Origin of the sequence: Tumebacillus sp. BK434 (assembly GCF_004340785.1) — a bacterium.
Lineage (GTDB): Bacteria > Bacillota > Bacilli > Tumebacillales > Tumebacillaceae > Tumebacillus_A.
Genome location: NZ_SLXS01000004.1, coordinates 269,914 through 285,951 on the forward strand (window position 1 = coordinate 269,914; position 16,038 = coordinate 285,951).

At 63.5% G+C, this 16,038-nt stretch carries 3 protein-coding genes; 2 read left to right on the plus strand and 1 reads right to left on the minus strand.

Going from position 1 to position 16,038, the window contains the following annotated elements:
- Nucleotides 1–28 precede the first annotated feature (28 nt).
- Both EV586_RS12615 and EV586_RS12620 read left to right on the plus strand, forming a co-directional pair.
- Nucleotides 29–14,398, plus strand: a complete 14,370-nt coding sequence (locus EV586_RS12615) for a non-ribosomal peptide synthetase/type I polyketide synthase (RefSeq protein ID WP_132945471.1) — start codon at nucleotides 29–31, stop codon at nucleotides 14,396–14,398.
- Between the two features lie 76 nt (nucleotides 14,399–14,474).
- Nucleotides 14,475–15,695 carry a threonine synthase gene (locus EV586_RS12620; RefSeq protein ID WP_132945472.1) on the plus strand — a complete coding sequence of 407 codons (1,221 nt, stop codon included), beginning with the start codon at nucleotides 14,475–14,477 and terminating at the stop codon, nucleotides 15,693–15,695.
- Between the two features lie 54 nt (nucleotides 15,696–15,749).
- Here EV586_RS12620 and EV586_RS21150 read toward each other — a convergent pair whose 3' ends face one another.
- The gene (locus EV586_RS21150) at nucleotides 15,750–15,911 is read right to left on the minus strand and encodes a hypothetical protein (protein ID WP_165898574.1); all 162 of its coding nucleotides are present in this window, start codon (nucleotides 15,909–15,911) and stop codon (nucleotides 15,750–15,752) included.
- Nucleotides 15,912–16,038: the final 127 nt, after the last annotated feature.

A 16,038-nucleotide genomic window follows, 5' to 3' on the forward strand; every position in this document is an offset into this window, starting at 1 on the left:
ACCTGATTAAGGAGAGTGGCGAGACGAGATGGCAGATTTCTATGTATTTCCTGTTTCGTTTTCACAGCAGCGACTGTGGTTTTTGGACCAGCTGATGCCTGGGAGCCCGGCATATAATCTAGCGGCAGCGCTCCGGATGGAAGGCGTGCTGAACAGGGAGGCGCTGGAGCGGACGTTAAAAGAGATCGTCAACCGCCACGAGTCCCTGCGCACCGTATTTGGCTTGGAGGACGGGCAGCCTGTGCAGAAAATCTTTGCGGATTGCGAACAAGAGCTTCCGATGATCGACCTGCAGCAGTTGCCGGACGCCGTGCGCCGCACAGAAGCGGAGCGGCTGACCGCGGAGGAAGCGCTGCGCCCGTTCGATCTGGAAACGGGGCCGCTGTTGCGGACGACGCTTTTACAAGTGGACGAGCAGGAGCATGTGCTCCTGATCACGATGCACCATATCATTTCGGACGGCTGGTCGATCGGGATTCTGGTCAGCGAGCTGAAGGCGCTGTACACGGCGTTTGCAAACGGGGAAGCGTCGCCGCTTCCCGAGTTGGAATTTCAATATGCGGAGTTCTCCGACTGGCAGCAGGAAGCGCTGCAAGGCGACTTTTTGGACGAGGATCTCGGCTATTGGCGGGACAAACTGGCCGGCAATCTGCCGGTGTTGCAGCTGCCGACCGACCGGCCGCGCCCGTCACAGCCGACCGATAAAGGGGGGGCGCTGAAGGTCAGACTGTCAAAAGAGCTGACCGAGCGGCTCAAAGAATCCGGGCGCACCGAACGCGCCACGCTGTTCATGACGCTGCTCGCCGCGTATCAGGTGTTTTTGCACCGCTACACGGGGCAGGAAGACATCCTGGTCGGCTCGCCGACGGCCGGACGCTATCTGGCAGAGGTGGAAGGGCTGATCGGCTTCTTCGTCAACAACCTCGTGATGCGCGGCGACCTGTCCGGCGCCCCGACGTTCGGCGAGTTTTTGGCGCAGGTGCGGCAGACGGCGCTCGACGCTTTCACGCATGAAAAAGTGCCGTTTGAGATGCTTGTCAAAGAGCTGCAGCCGGAGCGCAACATGAGCACGACACCGCTGTTTCAAACGATGTTTACCTTGAACGCGCCGCTCGCCTCCCTGGAGCTGCCTGGCTTGCAGGTGACCCGTTTGGAGCTGGAGAGCCCGGGGGTCAAATTCGACCTGCTCTTAGAGATGGTCGAAGAAGCGGAAGGTCTGGTCTGCATCTGGGAATACAAGTCCGAGCTGTTCGACGCGGAGACGATCGCGCGCATGGCGGCCAATTTCACCGTGCTGCTCGAAGGCATCGCCGCCGATCCGTCGCAAAAAATTGCCGACCTGCCGCTGATGACAGAAGCGGAGCGGCTGCAAGTCGTCGAGACGTGGAATGCGACCGCACGGGACTATCCGCAGCATGCACTCCTCCACGAGCTGTTCGAGCAGCAGGCGGAGCGGACGCCGGACGCAGTGGCGCTGGTCTTTGAAGGGGAGACGCTCACCTATCGCGAGCTGAACGAGCGCGCCAATGCGCTGGCCTCGCGCTTGGTGCAGCTCGGTGTGCAGCCGGATACGTTTGTCGGCGTCTGCATGGAGCGCTCGCTGGAACTGGTCGTCTCCTTGTACGGGGTGCTGAAGGCCGGAGCGGCTTACGTGCCGGTCGACCCGACCCTGCCGGCGGAACGTGTGGCGTACCTGCTGGAAGACTCGCAAGTGAACGTGGTGCTGACCCAGCAAAAGGTAGCCGGGGAGCTGCCGGTCGTGAAAGGCGCGCTGCTGATCGCCGTCGACGCGGAAGACTGGTCGCAGGACAGCACGGCCAACCCGGGCGTCCCGATCACGGCAGACCATCTGGCGTACATGATCTACACGTCCGGCTCGACCGGGAAGCCGAAGGGCGCGATGATTCCGCACCGCGGCGTCGTCAACCGCCTGTTGTGGATGCAGGACGAGTACGGCTTGACCGCAGACGACACCGTGCTGCAAAAAACGCCGATGTCGTTTGACGTGTCGGTCTGGGAGTTCTTCTGGCCGCTCCTGTTTGGCGCGCGGATGGTCGTGGCGCGTCCGGAAGGGCACAAGGACAGCGCCTACCTGCGCGATCTGATCAAAGCGCAGGGGATCACCACGCTGCATTTTGTGCCCTCGATGTTCCAGATTTTTGTGGAGGAAAGCGGGCTGGAAGCCTGCACCTCCCTGCGCCGCATCTTCTGCAGCGGCGAAGCATTGCCGTTCGATCTGCAGCAGCGCTCTTTCTCGCGCCTGCCCCATGTCGAGCTGCACAACCTGTACGGGCCGACCGAAGCGTCGATCGACGTTTCTTATTGGGCGTGCGAGCAAGATACCACCCGGCTGACCGTGCCGATCGGCCGTCCGGTGGCGAACACGCAGCTGTACGTGCTCGATGCGGGCTTGCGTCTCGTGCCGATCGGCGTGGCGGGCGAGCTGCACATCGGAGGCGTGCAACTGGCGCGCGGCTACCACAACCGCCAGGAGCTGACGGCGGAGAAGTTTATCGACAACCCGTTTGGCGACGGCAAGCTGTACAAGACGGGCGACTTGGTGCGTTTCTTGGCGGACGGCGTGATCGAGTACCTGGGCCGCCTCGACCATCAGGTGAAGATCCGCGGTTTCCGCATTGAGCTTGGCGAGATCGAAGCGCTGCTCGCCTTGCAGGAAAACGTGCGCGAGGCGGTCGTGATGGCGAAAGGCGACACGCTGGCGGCGTTTGTCGTGGCCGAAGCGGGCGTGACGGCACAAGACCTGCGCCGCAGTCTGCAAGAACAGCTGCCAGCGTATATGGTGCCGAACACGTTTACGTTCCTGCCGGAGATTCCGACCACGCCAAACGGCAAGGCGGACCGCAAGGCGCTGCTCGACCTCGTGCTGGCGGAGAAGCGCCCTGAGCAGGAGTACGTGCAGCCGCAAAGCGATCTGGAGCAGAAGATCGCGACGATTTGGCAGGATGTGCTCGGTGTGGAGCGCGTCGGGCTGTATGACAACTTCTTTGACCTCGGCGGACATTCGCTGCTGATCATGCAGGTGCATCGCCGCCTGCAGGAGGAGCATGCCTTCGAGATCACCGTGGTGCAGATGTTCCAGTATCCGACGGTGAGCATGCTGGCCGACTACCTCAGCCAGCAGACCAAGGCGGATGACAGCGCGAAGCCGGACCGCGCCGAGCTGCGCAAGGCGGCGCGGAGCACCGGGCGCAACGACATCGCCGTCATCGGGCTGGCCGGGCGTTTCCCAGGTGCCAACGATGTGCAGGAGTTCTGGGAAAACTTGCGCGACGGTGTCGAGTCGATCACGCACTTCACCGAAGAAGAGCTGATCGCTGAAGGACACGACCCGCAGATGCTGCAAGCGCCGAACTATGTGAAAGCGGCCGCAGTGCTGGAGAACATCGAGTGGTTCGATGCGGACTTCTTTGGCATCAACCCGCGCGAGGCGGAGATCATGGACCCGCAACACCGCATCTTTTTGGAAACGGCGTGGCAGGCTTTGGAGTCGGCAGGGTATGACTCGGAAGCGTATGACGGGTCGATCTCCGTGTACGCGGGCACCGGGCTCAGCCATTACCTGCTGTTCAATCTGCTCCCGAACCAAGAGGTGCTGGCGTCGGTCGGGCAGATGCCCGTCTTGATCGGCAACGGGACAGATCATCTGGCGGCACGGGTCGCCTACAAGCTGAACCTGAAAGGGGCGAGCCTTGGCGTTTCCACCGCCTGCTCGACCGCGCTGGTGTCGATCCACATGGCCTGCCAGAGCCTGCTCAACGGCGAGTGCGACATGGCGATGGCCGGCGGCGTGTCGGTGGCGGTGCCGCAGAAAAACGGCTACTTCCACGTCGAAGGCGGCATCTCGTCGCCGGACGGACATTGTCGCGCCTTCGATGCGGACGCCCAAGGCACGGTGCCGGGCAGCGGCACGGGCGTTGTGGTGCTGAAGCGCCTCGACGATGCGCTGCGCGACGGCGACCACATCATGGCGGTCGTCAAAGGCTCGGCGGTCAACAACGACGGTTCGCAAAAAGTCGGCTATACGGCGCCGAGCGTCGAAGGGCAGGCGGCCGTGATCTCAGAAGCGCTGGCCATCGCCGATGTGCATCCGGAGTCCGTTTCCTACATTGAAGCGCACGGGACGGCAACGCCGCTGGGCGATCCGATCGAGATGACGGCGCTGACTCAAGCGTATCGCAAGCACACCGAAGCGACGAACTACTGCGCGGTCGGCTCGGTGAAGAGCAACATCGGTCACCTCGATGCGGGGGCAGGGGCGGCAGGGTTTATCAAGACGGTGTTGTCGTTGTACAACGAGGAAATGCCGCCGAGTCTGCATTTTAAGCGGCCGAATCCGAAGGTCGACTGGGAGCGTTCGCCGTTCTTCGTCAATACGCAGCTTCGCGACTGGAGCCGCGGCGAAGAACCGCGCCGGGCGGCCGTGTCTTCGTTCGGCCTCGGCGGTAACAACGCCCATGCCGTGCTGGAAGAAGCGCCGCTGCAAGTGAGCGGTCCGACAGCGCGCGCGGCACAGCTGCTCCTGCTGTCGGCGAAGACGGAAGGGGCGCTGGAAGCGGCGACTGCCAACCTGAAAGCGCATCTGCAGAAGCACCCCGAGCAGAATTTTGCCGATGTCATCTACACGTTGCAGGCCGGCCGCCGCTCGTTTGAACACCGCCGCGCCATCGTGGTCAGCGGGCGCGAAGATGCCATGGAGGTGCTCGACACCCTCCCGCCGCGCCGCCTGCTGAACGGCTACCGTCACCCGATGGCTCCGGCCCGCCCGGTCGCGTTCCTGTTTGCAGGCACGGGCGACCACTATGTGAACATGGCTTCGGAGCTGTACAAGACGGAGCCGACATTTAAGCAGCATGTCGACCGATGCAGCGAATTGCTGATGCCGCATTTGGGATTGGATCTGCGCGACATCTTGTACCCTGAAGCAATCTCTGCAGAGCGGGACAGTGACTCCGACCAGCCGACAAGCGTGTCTGCGCCCGCTTTCGACCTGCGCAAAATGCTTCGCCGCGATGGTGAGAGCAACCCGCATGCGGACAAGCTCAATCGCACCGAATATGCCCATCCGGCGCTGTTCGTGATCGAATACGCCCTCACGCAGCTGCTGCAGGAATGGGGCATTCGTCCGCAGGCGCTGATCGGCTACTCGCTCGGCGAATACGTGGCCGCCTGCGTCGCAGGGGTCTTCTCGTTGGAAGACGCGCTGGCGCTCGTCGCCAAGCGCGCCAAGCTGATCCAAGCGCTGCCGAACGGCTCGATGCTCGCCGTGCCGATGAGCCCGGCCGATCTCGAACCGCTGCTCGGCGACACGCTGTCGCTGGCGACGATCAACACGCCGAACCACTGCGTCGTCTCCGGGCCGACCGAAGCGGTCGCCGCACTGGAACAACAGCTGCTCGGACGGCAGATCGCCTGCCTGCGCGTGCAGTCGTCTCATGCCTTCCACTCGCAGATGCTCGCACCGATCGCCGGCGAGTTCGCCGCACTGGTGCAGAGCTTCCAGCCGCAAGCGCCGCACACGCCGTTCGTCTCCAACGTCACCGGCACTTGGATCACCGCCGAAGAAGCGACCGACCCGTTCTACTGGGCGCGCCACATGTGCCAGACGGTGCGCTTTGCCGACGGTGTGACAGCGCTCTGCGAAGACCCGAATCTGCTGCTGCTGGAGATCGGCCCCGGCCAGACTCTGACCAGCTTTGCCCTTCAGCAGCTCGCCGACCGCATCGTGCTGCCGACCCTGCGCCCGTCGTACGAAAAGCGCAGCGACCTGCAGTTCCTGCTCGGCACGCTGGGCCAGCTCTGGCTCACCGGCGTCCCGCTCGACTGGCAAGGCCTGTATACGCATGAGCAGCGCCTGCGCGTGCCGCTCCCGACCTATCCGTTCGAGCGCAAACGCTACTGGATCGACGCCAAGCCGCAGCGTGCAGCAGCGGCCGCAGCCCAGCATGCTCTGCAGCAGACCGGCGAAACGGCAGCCCCGCAAGCACAGGCGAGCCAGGCCGTCCATGCACGCCCGCAGCTGGCGACCGCGTATGTGGAAGCGACCAATGATTTTGAGCGCGCGATTATCGCGATCTACCAGCAACTGCTCGGCATCGAAGGCGTCGGCATCCACGACAGTTTCTTCCAACTGGGCGGCAACTCGCTGCTCGGCACGCAGCTCGTCTCGCGCCTGCGCAGCGTCTTCGGCATCGACGTGCCGCTGCGCACGCTGTTCGAAGCGGAGACGGCAGCCGAGCTCGCCGCCGCCGTCCAAGCCAAAGGCGGCGTCGTCTCCGGCACTGCTAGCGCCGTTCCGGCCGCGCCACAGATCCCGCGCCGACCGGAAGGCGCCGTGCCGCTCACGTTCGCCCAAGAGCGCATCTGGGTGATGGAACAGCTCGAACCGGGCGGAGCTGCCTACAACATTCCGCTCGCTGTGGAGATGCACGGGCAGCTCGACCTGACCATCCTCACCCGCTGCATCAACGAAGTGATCGCCCGCCACGAGACGCTGCGCACCACGTTCAAGGCGGCCGGCGGCCAACCGGTCGTCGAATTCTCGGCGGAGCTGAAGATCGAAGTCGGCCTCGAAGACCTGACCGGCGTAGGCGTTGCGGAGCGCAGCGCAGCCGAAAACAGCTGTGCCTTCGACCTGGCCCGCCAGCCGTTCGATCTGTCAAACGGCCCGCTGCTGCGCGCGACGGCGATCCGCACGGCGGCAGACCGCCATGTGCTCGTGCTGATCATCCATCACATCATCGCCGACGGCTGGTCGCTCGGGGTGCTGATCCGCGAGATCGCCGCGCTGTATGAGGCGTTCTCCCAAGGCCAGCCTTCTCCGCTCGCCGAGCTTGCCATTCAATACAGCGACTTCGCGCATTGGCAGAAGACGCCGGAGCAGCAGGCGGCGCTCGATGAACATCTGGTGTACTGGAAAGAGCAGCTCAGCGGCTCGATCGAACCGCTCGCGCTGCCGACCGACCGTCCGCGTCCGGCCAACCAGACCTTCACCGGGGCGACCGAGTCGTTCACCATCTCCGGCGAAGTGACGTCCGCGCTGCAGACCTTGAGCGCGCAAGAAGGCGCCACGCTGTTCATGACGCTGCTCGCCGCCTACAAGGCGCTGCTCGCCCGCTACACCGGCCAGACCGACATCCTGATCGGCTCGCCGGTCGCCGGACGCAGCCGGCGCGAAGTGGAAGACCTGATCGGCGTCTTCATCAACACGCTCGTCCTGCGCAGCCAGGCGGAAGCGGACACCACGTTCCGCGCTTTCCTGCAAAACGTGCGTCAGACCACGCTCGACGCGATGGCACACAGCGAACTGCCGTTCGAAAAACTGGTCGAAGAGCTGCAGCCGGAGCGCAACACCGCCTATTCGCCGCTGTTCCAGGCGATGTTCAACATGCTGAACCAGCCGCTCACTCTGACCATGCCGGGCCTGACGCTCGATTCGAAAGAGCTCAATGCGGGCACAGCGAAATTTGACATCACCTTGACGATGCGCGAGACGGACAGCGGTCTCTACGGGGAGTGGGAATACAACACCGACCTGTTCGAAGCGGCGACGATCAACCGGATGATCGAGCACTTCCAGACCCTGCTTGCCGCCATCGCGGCACACCCGGAGCAGACGCTTGCCACCCTGCCGCTCCTGAGCGCAGCCGAGCAGCAGATCATGCTCCTCGACTGGAACAACACGGGCGCGGCTGCTGACGAAGCGGTCTGCATCCACCGCCTGTTCGAACAGCAGGTCGAACGCACGCCCGATGCGACTGCGCTGGTGTTTGAAGGCCGCGAGCTGACCTTCCGCGACCTGAACAACCGCGCCAACCACGTCGCCCGCGAACTGCAGGCGCTCGGCGTCGGCCCGGACGATCTCGTCGGCATTTACATGGAACGCTCGCCGGAGATGATGACCGCGCTGCTTGCCGTGCACAAAGCAGGCGGCGGCTACCTTCCGCTCGACCCGAGCTATCCGCAGGACCGCCTGGCCTTTATGATCGAAGACGCCGCGCCGAAAGTGCTGTTGACCCAGGCCGCGCTTGCCGGACAACTGCCGCCGCATGCGGCGCAGGTGCTGCAAGTCACCGCCAAGACGCCGGAGGGCGAACTGCCGAACCCGGCCAGCGCGGCAGAGCCGGAGCATCTCGCCTACATCATCTACACCTCCGGCTCGACCGGCAAACCGAAAGGCGTCATGGTTGAGCACCGCCATGCATACCGCTTCTTCCTCGGCATGGACGGTGCGGTCGGCTGTGGGGCCGGGGACGCGATGCTCGCCGTCACGTCGATCGGCTTTGACATCTCGGTGCTCGAACTGTTCTGGACGCTGACCCGCGGTGCGAAAGTCGTGCTGATGACCGAACAGGAAGTGATCGAAGCGGGCGTGTCGTTCAGCGACTATTCGCTGAAAAAGCAACTCGTGCGCCACCGCGCGACGATGCTGCAATGCACCCCGTCGCTGATGGGCATGATCACCGCAACACCGGAAGGCATCAGCGCTCTGCACGGCTTGCATAAAATCCTGCTCGGCGGCGAAGCGATGCCGCTGGCGCTGGCCCGCCTGCTGAAGACGGAGACAGACGCGCGCCTGTTCAACATGTACGGGCCGACCGAAGCGACCGTCTGGGCGACGGTGTACGAAGTGACCGCGCCGGAAGCTTTGACGACCATCCCGCTCGGCCGCCCGATCACCGGCTACACGCTGTACATTTTGAACGAACAGCTTCAACCGGCGCCGGTCGGCGTCGGCGGCGAACTGCACATCGGCGGCGCCGGCGTCACGCGCGGCTATCTTGGCCGCCCGGAGCTGACGGCAGAACGCTTCATCCCGAATCCGTACGGCGACGGCCTGCTCTACAAGACGGGCGACCTCGCCGCCTACCTGCCGGACGGGTCGGTCAAGTTCCTCGGCCGCCTCGACCATCAGGTGAAAGTGCGCGGCTACCGCATTGAGCTGGGCGAGATCGAAACGCGCCTCGCCGAGCATGCGACGATCCGCGAAGCGGTCGTCATCGCCCGCGACAACAACCTGATCGCCTACGTGGTCACAGAAGACGGACTCGAACCGCAGAGCGCCGATCTGCGCGCCCTGTTGCGCGAGACCTTGCCCGACTACATGGTGCCGTCGGCGTTCGTGCATCTCGAAGCGATGCCGCTTACGCCAAACGGCAAAGTCGACCGCAAAGCGCTGCCGGCAGTAGACGGCGTCGGCCTCAGCGCCGAGCAAGCGTACGTTCCGCCGTCGACCCCGCTGGAATTCGCCTTGACCACGATCTGGAGCGAAGTGCTGCGCGCCGATAAAATCGGCGTCCAAGACGACTTCTTCGCCCACGGCGGCCATTCGCTGCTGGCGACGCAGCTCGTCTCGCGGATCATCTCCGATCTGGGCCTGACGATCACGCTGCGCGACGTGTTCAACAACCCGACCCTGCGCGACATGGCGCGCCTGTTGCAGAACCGGACGGAAGGCACGACGGCCGAACTGGCGCCGGTGCTGCCGGGCTCCCGCGAACGGGAGCGCGACGCCTCCTACTCGCAGCAGCGCCTCTGGTTCCTCGAACAGCTGGAGCCGGACAATGTGGCGCACAACGTGCCGGAGATCCTGCGCATCCAAGGCAAGCTCGATCTCGAGATAGTCGAGCGAAGCTTGCAGGCGATGTTCCGCCGCCACGACAGTCTGCGCACCAACTTCATCGACCGCGACGGGCAGGCGATGCAGGTGGTCGAGCCGGCCGACACGTTCAAATTCGCCTTGAACGTCATCGACCTGACCCATCTGCCGTACGAAGCGCGCGATGCTGAAGCGCAGCGCATCGCGGAAGAGGTGACCAACACGCCGTTCGACTTGAGTCAAGACCTGCTGCTGCACTTGAAGCTGGTCAAGATCAGCGACGAAGAGTATGTGGCGGCACCGGTCTTCCACCACATCATCACCGACGCCTGGTCGATGGGCGTGTTCTTTACGGAGATGCAGGCGCACTTCGAAGCGTTCACCGCCGGGCAGGAGCCTGACCTGCCGGAGCCTGTTCTGCAATTCTCCGACTACGCGGTTTGGCACCGCGACTGGCTGGAAGGGGAGAGCCTGCAGGCGCAGCTGGCATTCTGGCAAGAGCGGCTCAAAGGCGACCTGCCCGTGCTGCAGCTGCCGTCCGACCGTCCGCGCCCGCAAGAGCGCACGCACGAAGGCAGCCACCACTCGCTGCATCTGTCGGTCGAGCTGACCCAGAAGCTGCACCAGCTCTGCAAGCAGGAAGGCACGACGATGTACATGACCCTGCTCACCGCGTACAAGACGCTGTTGCACCTGTACTCCGGGCAGACCGACATCCTCGTCGGCTCGCCGATCGCCAACCGTCAGAAAAAAGAGCTGGAAGGGCTGATCGGCTTCTTCGTCAACACGCTGGTCATGCGCACCGAGCTCTCGCCGGAGCTGACTTTCCGCGAACTCCTGCAGCGCGTGCGGAACCTGGCGCTCGACGCCTATGCCAACCAGGACGTGCCGTTTGAAAAACTGGTCGAGAAGCTGGCGCCGAAGCGCAGCCTCAGCCACTCGCCGATCTTCCAGACCATGTTCACCTTGCAAAACCCGCACCGGGGCGGTGCGCAGAGCCTGCAGATGCCGGGCATGTCGGCGGAAGCGGCCGGCCTGAAGCTCACCCGCCTCGGCGTTGAGAAAAAAGCGGCCCAGTTCGACATTCAGCTGCTGATGGCCGATGGCGCAGACGGCCTGCGCGCCGAGTTCGAATACGCGACCGACCTGTTTGACGAAGCGACGATCGCCCGCATGGCCGAGCACTTCGAACGCTTGCTGCAGCATATCGTCGACGCGCCAGATGCCAAGCTGACCCACCTGCATCCGTTCACCGACGGGGAAGCGGAGCGGCTGTTTGCGAAGCGCTCGATCCACCTGCCGCAAGCGGAGCAGCGGCAACCGGCTGCCAAACCGGCCTTCCTTGCGCCGCGCACGCCGCTGGAAGCCGAACTGGCCGACATTTTCAAAGCGGTCTTCAGCTTCGAGAAGATCGGCGTGCACGATGACTTCTTCGAGCTCGGCGGACACTCGCTGCTCGCCACGCGCGCCGTCGCGCGGATCAATCAGCAGTTTGACGTGCGCCTGCCGCTGCGCGCCTTGTTCGAAGCGCCGACCATCGCTGAGCTCGCCGCGCTGATCGAAGCGGGTGGCAGCGCCTCCCAAGCGCCGGAGCTGACCCCGATTCTGCCGGTGCCGCGCGACAGCCATCTGCCGCTGTCGTTCGCGCAGGAGCGCCTCTGGTTCCTCGACCAGCTCCAGCCGGGCACCGCGCTGTACAACATCCCGGTCGCGCTGCGCCTGCAAGGGACGCTCGATGAAGATGCGCTTTTGCAGAGCTTCCAGGCGGTGATCCACCGCCACGAGTCGCTGCGCACGACGTTCCACAACGCCGCGGGCCAGCCGAAGCAGGTGATCGCCGAGACGCTGCCGCTTTCGATGCCGGTGCTGTCTGTCGCCAACGAAGCGGAAGCCCGCCTGCTGGCGAAGGCGGAGGCCGAGCAGCCGTTCGATCTGCTCCACGGACCGCTCCTGCGCGTGAAGCTCTTGCGCATCACAGAAGACGACCATCTGCTCGTTGTCACCATGCACCACATCATCACCGATGAGTGGTCGATGGGCATCCTGATCGATGAGATGGCCGCCTGCTACCGCGACTATGCGGCAGGCAATACGCCATTCCCGATGGAGCTGCCGGTGCAGTATGCCGACTATGCGGCGTGGCAGCGCGAGCGCCTGCAAGGAGAGTACATGCAACAAGAACTCGGGTACTGGAAACAGCAGCTCGGCGGTCAACGTGCCGTCCTGCAGCTGCCGACTGACTACCCGCGCCCGGCGGTGCTGACCAACGAAGGCGCCAGCATCTCCTTCTCGCTGAGCGAAGAGCTGACAGAACAGTTGAACCTGCTCAGCCGTCAGGAAGGCGCGACGTTGTACATGACGCTGCTCTCCGCGTTTAACACCTTGCTCTACCGGTACACGGGCCAGGAGGACATCTTCGTCGGCTCGCCGATCTCCGTGCGGGGTCGGGAAGAGGTGGAGCCGTTGATCGGCTTCTTCGTCAACACGCTGGTGCTGCGCACCGACCTGAGCGGCATGCCGAGCTTCCGCAGCCTGCTCGCCCGCGTCCGCCAAACGGCGCTGGATGCGTATGCGCATCAGGAAGTGCCGTTTGAGAAGCTGGTCGAAGAGCTCCAGCCGGAGCGTTCGATGAACGTGTCGCCGCTGTTCCAAGTCCTGTTCACGTTGCAAAACACGCCGCGCGGCACCTTGGAAGCGCAAGGACTGCGCCTGACGCCGGAGCCGCTCGACAGCCAGACGGCGAAGTTCGAGCTGAGCCTGACGATGATCGAGACGGCAGACGGCTTGACGGCGATGCTCGAATACAACACCGACTTGTTCGCGGCCGACACTATCGAACGCATGGCCGGACATTTCGAAACGTTGCTCCAAGACATCGCCGCGCGTCCCGATGCAACGCTCGTCGACCTGCAGCTGCTCACAGTGGCAGAAGAGCAGCAACTGCTCCACGAGTGGACGGAGATCCAAGCGCCGCCGTCCGAGCTGAAGTGCTTCCATCAGCTCTTCGCCGAACAAGCGGCCCGCACGCCGGACGCGGAAGCGGTGATCACGGCGACAGAACGCCTGACCTACCGCGAGCTCGACGAGCGCGCCAACCGTCTGGCGCACTACCTGCAAAAGCAAGGCGTCGCGCCGGAATCGCTGGTCGCGCTCTGCCTGGAGCGCACCACGTGGATGATCACCGCCGTGCTTGCCGTACTGAAGGCGGGCGGCGCTTATGTGCCGATCGACCCGACCTATCCGCCGGATCGCATCGCCACGATGCTTGGCGTCTGCACGCCGCCGCTCCTGCTCACCGATCAGGACACGGTGTGGGAGACGGAAGCCCGAGTTCTGCAGCTGGCAGATCTCACCGCGGCGTTGGAAGCGGAGCCGGCACACTGCCCGCCGAGCAGCGTGCAGCCGCATAACCTCGCCTATATCATCTTCACCTCCGGCACGACCGGCGTGCCCAAAGGCGTGATGATCCAGCACGATACGCTGCATACGGTCAGTGAGAGCTGGTCCGGACAGTATGGCATGGACGCGTACAGCCCGCGCAGCCTGCAGGTGTCGTCGATGTCGTTTGACGTCTTCGTCTGTGACATGATCCTCTCGCTGCTCACCGGCGGCGCGCTGGTGATCTGCCCGAACGAGACCCGCCTGGATCTCGACGGACTGTACCGGTTGATGCAAGAAGAAAAAGTCGAACTGCTCAACGCCACGCCGGGCTTGGTCGTGCCGCTGCTGGAGCACATCTGGCAGCACCACCTGCCGCTTGGCGACTTGAAGCTGGTGCTGGTCGGCTCCGACGCGTTCGCTGCGGCCGACTATGTCACGCTGCTGGAGCGCTTTGGCGACCGCGTCCGCATCGCCAACTGCTACGGCATCACCGAGACGACGATCGACTCCAGCAATTTCGAAGCGACGCATGGCGAATACGATCCGCGCTGGTCGGGGATCGTGCCGATCGGCCGCCCGATCGGCAATACGCGGATGTACGTCCTCGACCGGAACGGGAAGCCGCAGCCGATCGGGATCGCCGGCGAGCTGTACATCGGCGGCAGCGGCGTCGGGCGCGGGTACTACAACCGTCCCGACGCGACCGAAGAGCGCTTCGTGCCGAGCCCCTTCGTGCCGGGTGAGCGTCTGTACCGCACCGGAGACATGGCGCGCTGGCTGCCGGGCCGCATCGTGCAGTACCTCGGCCGCCTCGACCATCAGGTCAAGCTGCGCGGCTTCCGCATCGAGCTGAGCGAGATCGAAGCGGTGCTGAACGAGCATCCGTCGGTCGCCCGCTCGGTGGTCAGCGTCTGGGAAAACGACCTCGCCGCCTACTACATCGGCGACGAAGTGCCGGTTGCCGAACTGCGCAACGCGCTCAAAGAGCGCCTGCCGATCCACATGGTGCCGAGCTTCTACATGCGGCTCGACGAACTGCCCTTCTCGCCGAACGGCAAGGTCGACCGCAAAGCCCTGCCCATGCCGGAGCGCGGCCAGCGCGAAGCGGAATATGTTGCGCCGTCCACGCCGACGGAAGAACATCTCATGCAGATCTGGTCTGAGCTGCTGATGCTCGACAAGATCTCGGTCCACGACAACTTCTTCCACATCGGCGGACACTCGCTGCTCGCCACGCAGTTGGTGTCCCGCGTGCAGACCGAGTTCGAGGTTCAACTCCACCTGCGCGACCTCTTTGAAAAAACCACCATCGCCGAACTCGCACAGGCGGTCGACGCCGCCGAGAAAATCGTAGCGGAAGAGATGATCATCAAGCGCCGTGAGCGCACGCGAAGAAAATAAAAAAACAAGAAAATCCAGTATATCCTACTGGGTTTTCTTGTTTTAGAATAAAGAGATAAACAAGGGGGATTGAACGATGACCACGAACAGCTTGATGACCCATCTGGAATGTTCCAAATGCGGCACCGTCCATGATGCGGACAAGCTCCAGCAGCTCTGCCGGGAGTGTGCCGCACCACTGCTCGTCCGCTACGACCTGCAAGCGGCAGCCAAAATGCTGAAAAAAGAAGACCTGCTTACCCGTCCGGCCAGCTTGTGGCGCTACAAAGAGCTGCTCCCGGTGCGCGACGAGCGAAACATCGTCTCCTTCGGTGAAGGGATGACGCCGATCTACACCGCTCCCCGCGCCGGGACGAAAGCGGGCGTGCCGAACTTGTACATCAAAGATGAAGGCATTCTGCCGACCGCCACGTTCAAAGCCCGCGGCGCGGCGGTCGGCGTCTCAAAAGCCAAAGAAGTTGGCGTGAAGACGTTGGCCATGCCGACCAACGGGAACGCCGGTGGCGCATGGGCGCTGTACGCGGCCCGCGCCGGCATCCAGTCTTACATCGTGATGCCGGAAAATGCGCCCAAGATCACCCGCAACGAGACGGCCGTCTCCGGGGCAGACCTCTACCTCGTCAACGGCGTGATCTCCGATGCCGGCAAAATCGTCGGCAAAGCGGTCGGCGAAAACGGCTGGTTTGACGCGTCGACGCTGAAAGAGCCGTACCGCATTGAAGGCAAAAAGACGATGGGCTACGAGATCGCCGAGCAGTTCAACTGGGAGGTGCCGGACGTGATCCTCTACCCGACAGGCGGCGGCGTCGGCCTGATCGCCATCTACAAAGCGCTGCAGGAACTTCAGGCGATGGGCTGGATCGGCGAGAAAATGCCGCGCCTCGTCTCCGTGCAGGCGAGCGGCTGCGCACCGATCGTCAAAGCCTGGCAGGAAGGCAAACGCGAGTCGGAGTTCTGGCCGGACTCCGATACGATCGCCTTTGGCGTCAACGTGCCGAAAGCGCTCGGCGACTTCCTCGTCCTCGAAGCGGTCTACAACACGGATGGCTGTGCGATCGCCATCGACGACGAAGATACATTGCGTGCGCAACAGACGCTGGCCAGCCTCGACGGCGCGTTCATCTGTCCGGAAGGCGCCTCGTTGTATGCGGCCGTCGAGCAGCTGAAAGCGCAAGACTGGCTGAACGAGAACGACAAAGTGCTCCTGCTGAACACCGGTGCGGGCTTGAAATACCCGAACACCGTGCAGATCAACCCGCCGCTGCTCCAGCCGGGTGACGACCTGCCGAACGGGTAAACACAGAAAAAGCCTGCCGCTCAAGAGGAGCGGCAGGCTTTTCTGCTGGAAGGGCTAGATCCGGATATCGATCGCCTGCCCGCGTGTCGGGTCGAGCGCAGCCAACTGGTTGACGATCTGCAGCTGAGCGGGCGCGGCAGCTTGGGACTGGCCCAGCGCCATCGCCTGTTTGAGCGCCCAGAGATTGACCGCCTGTTGCACACTGGATACGTCCATGGATATACACCTCCACTTTGTTCCAGTATAAACGATCGAATCTAGCATCTCCAGAGTTTTGTTAAGATATTAGCGAGTATGTGCGTGCAGGAAGAACGCCGCGACCCGCAGAACAAGACAGGTAAGA

Bases quoted from the DNA above. Each gene is read 5' to 3' on its own strand.
- EV586_RS12620 (WP_132945472.1), top strand. From the start codon at position 14,475: ATGACCACGAACAGCTTGATGACCCATCTGGAATGTTCCAAATGCGGC.
- EV586_RS21150 (WP_165898574.1), bottom strand. From the start codon at position 15,911: ATGGACGTATCCAGTGTGCAACAGGCGGTCAATCTCTGGGCGCTCAAA.
- EV586_RS12615 (WP_132945471.1), top strand. From the start codon at position 29: ATGGCAGATTTCTATGTATTTCCTGTTTCGTTTTCACAGCAGCGACTG.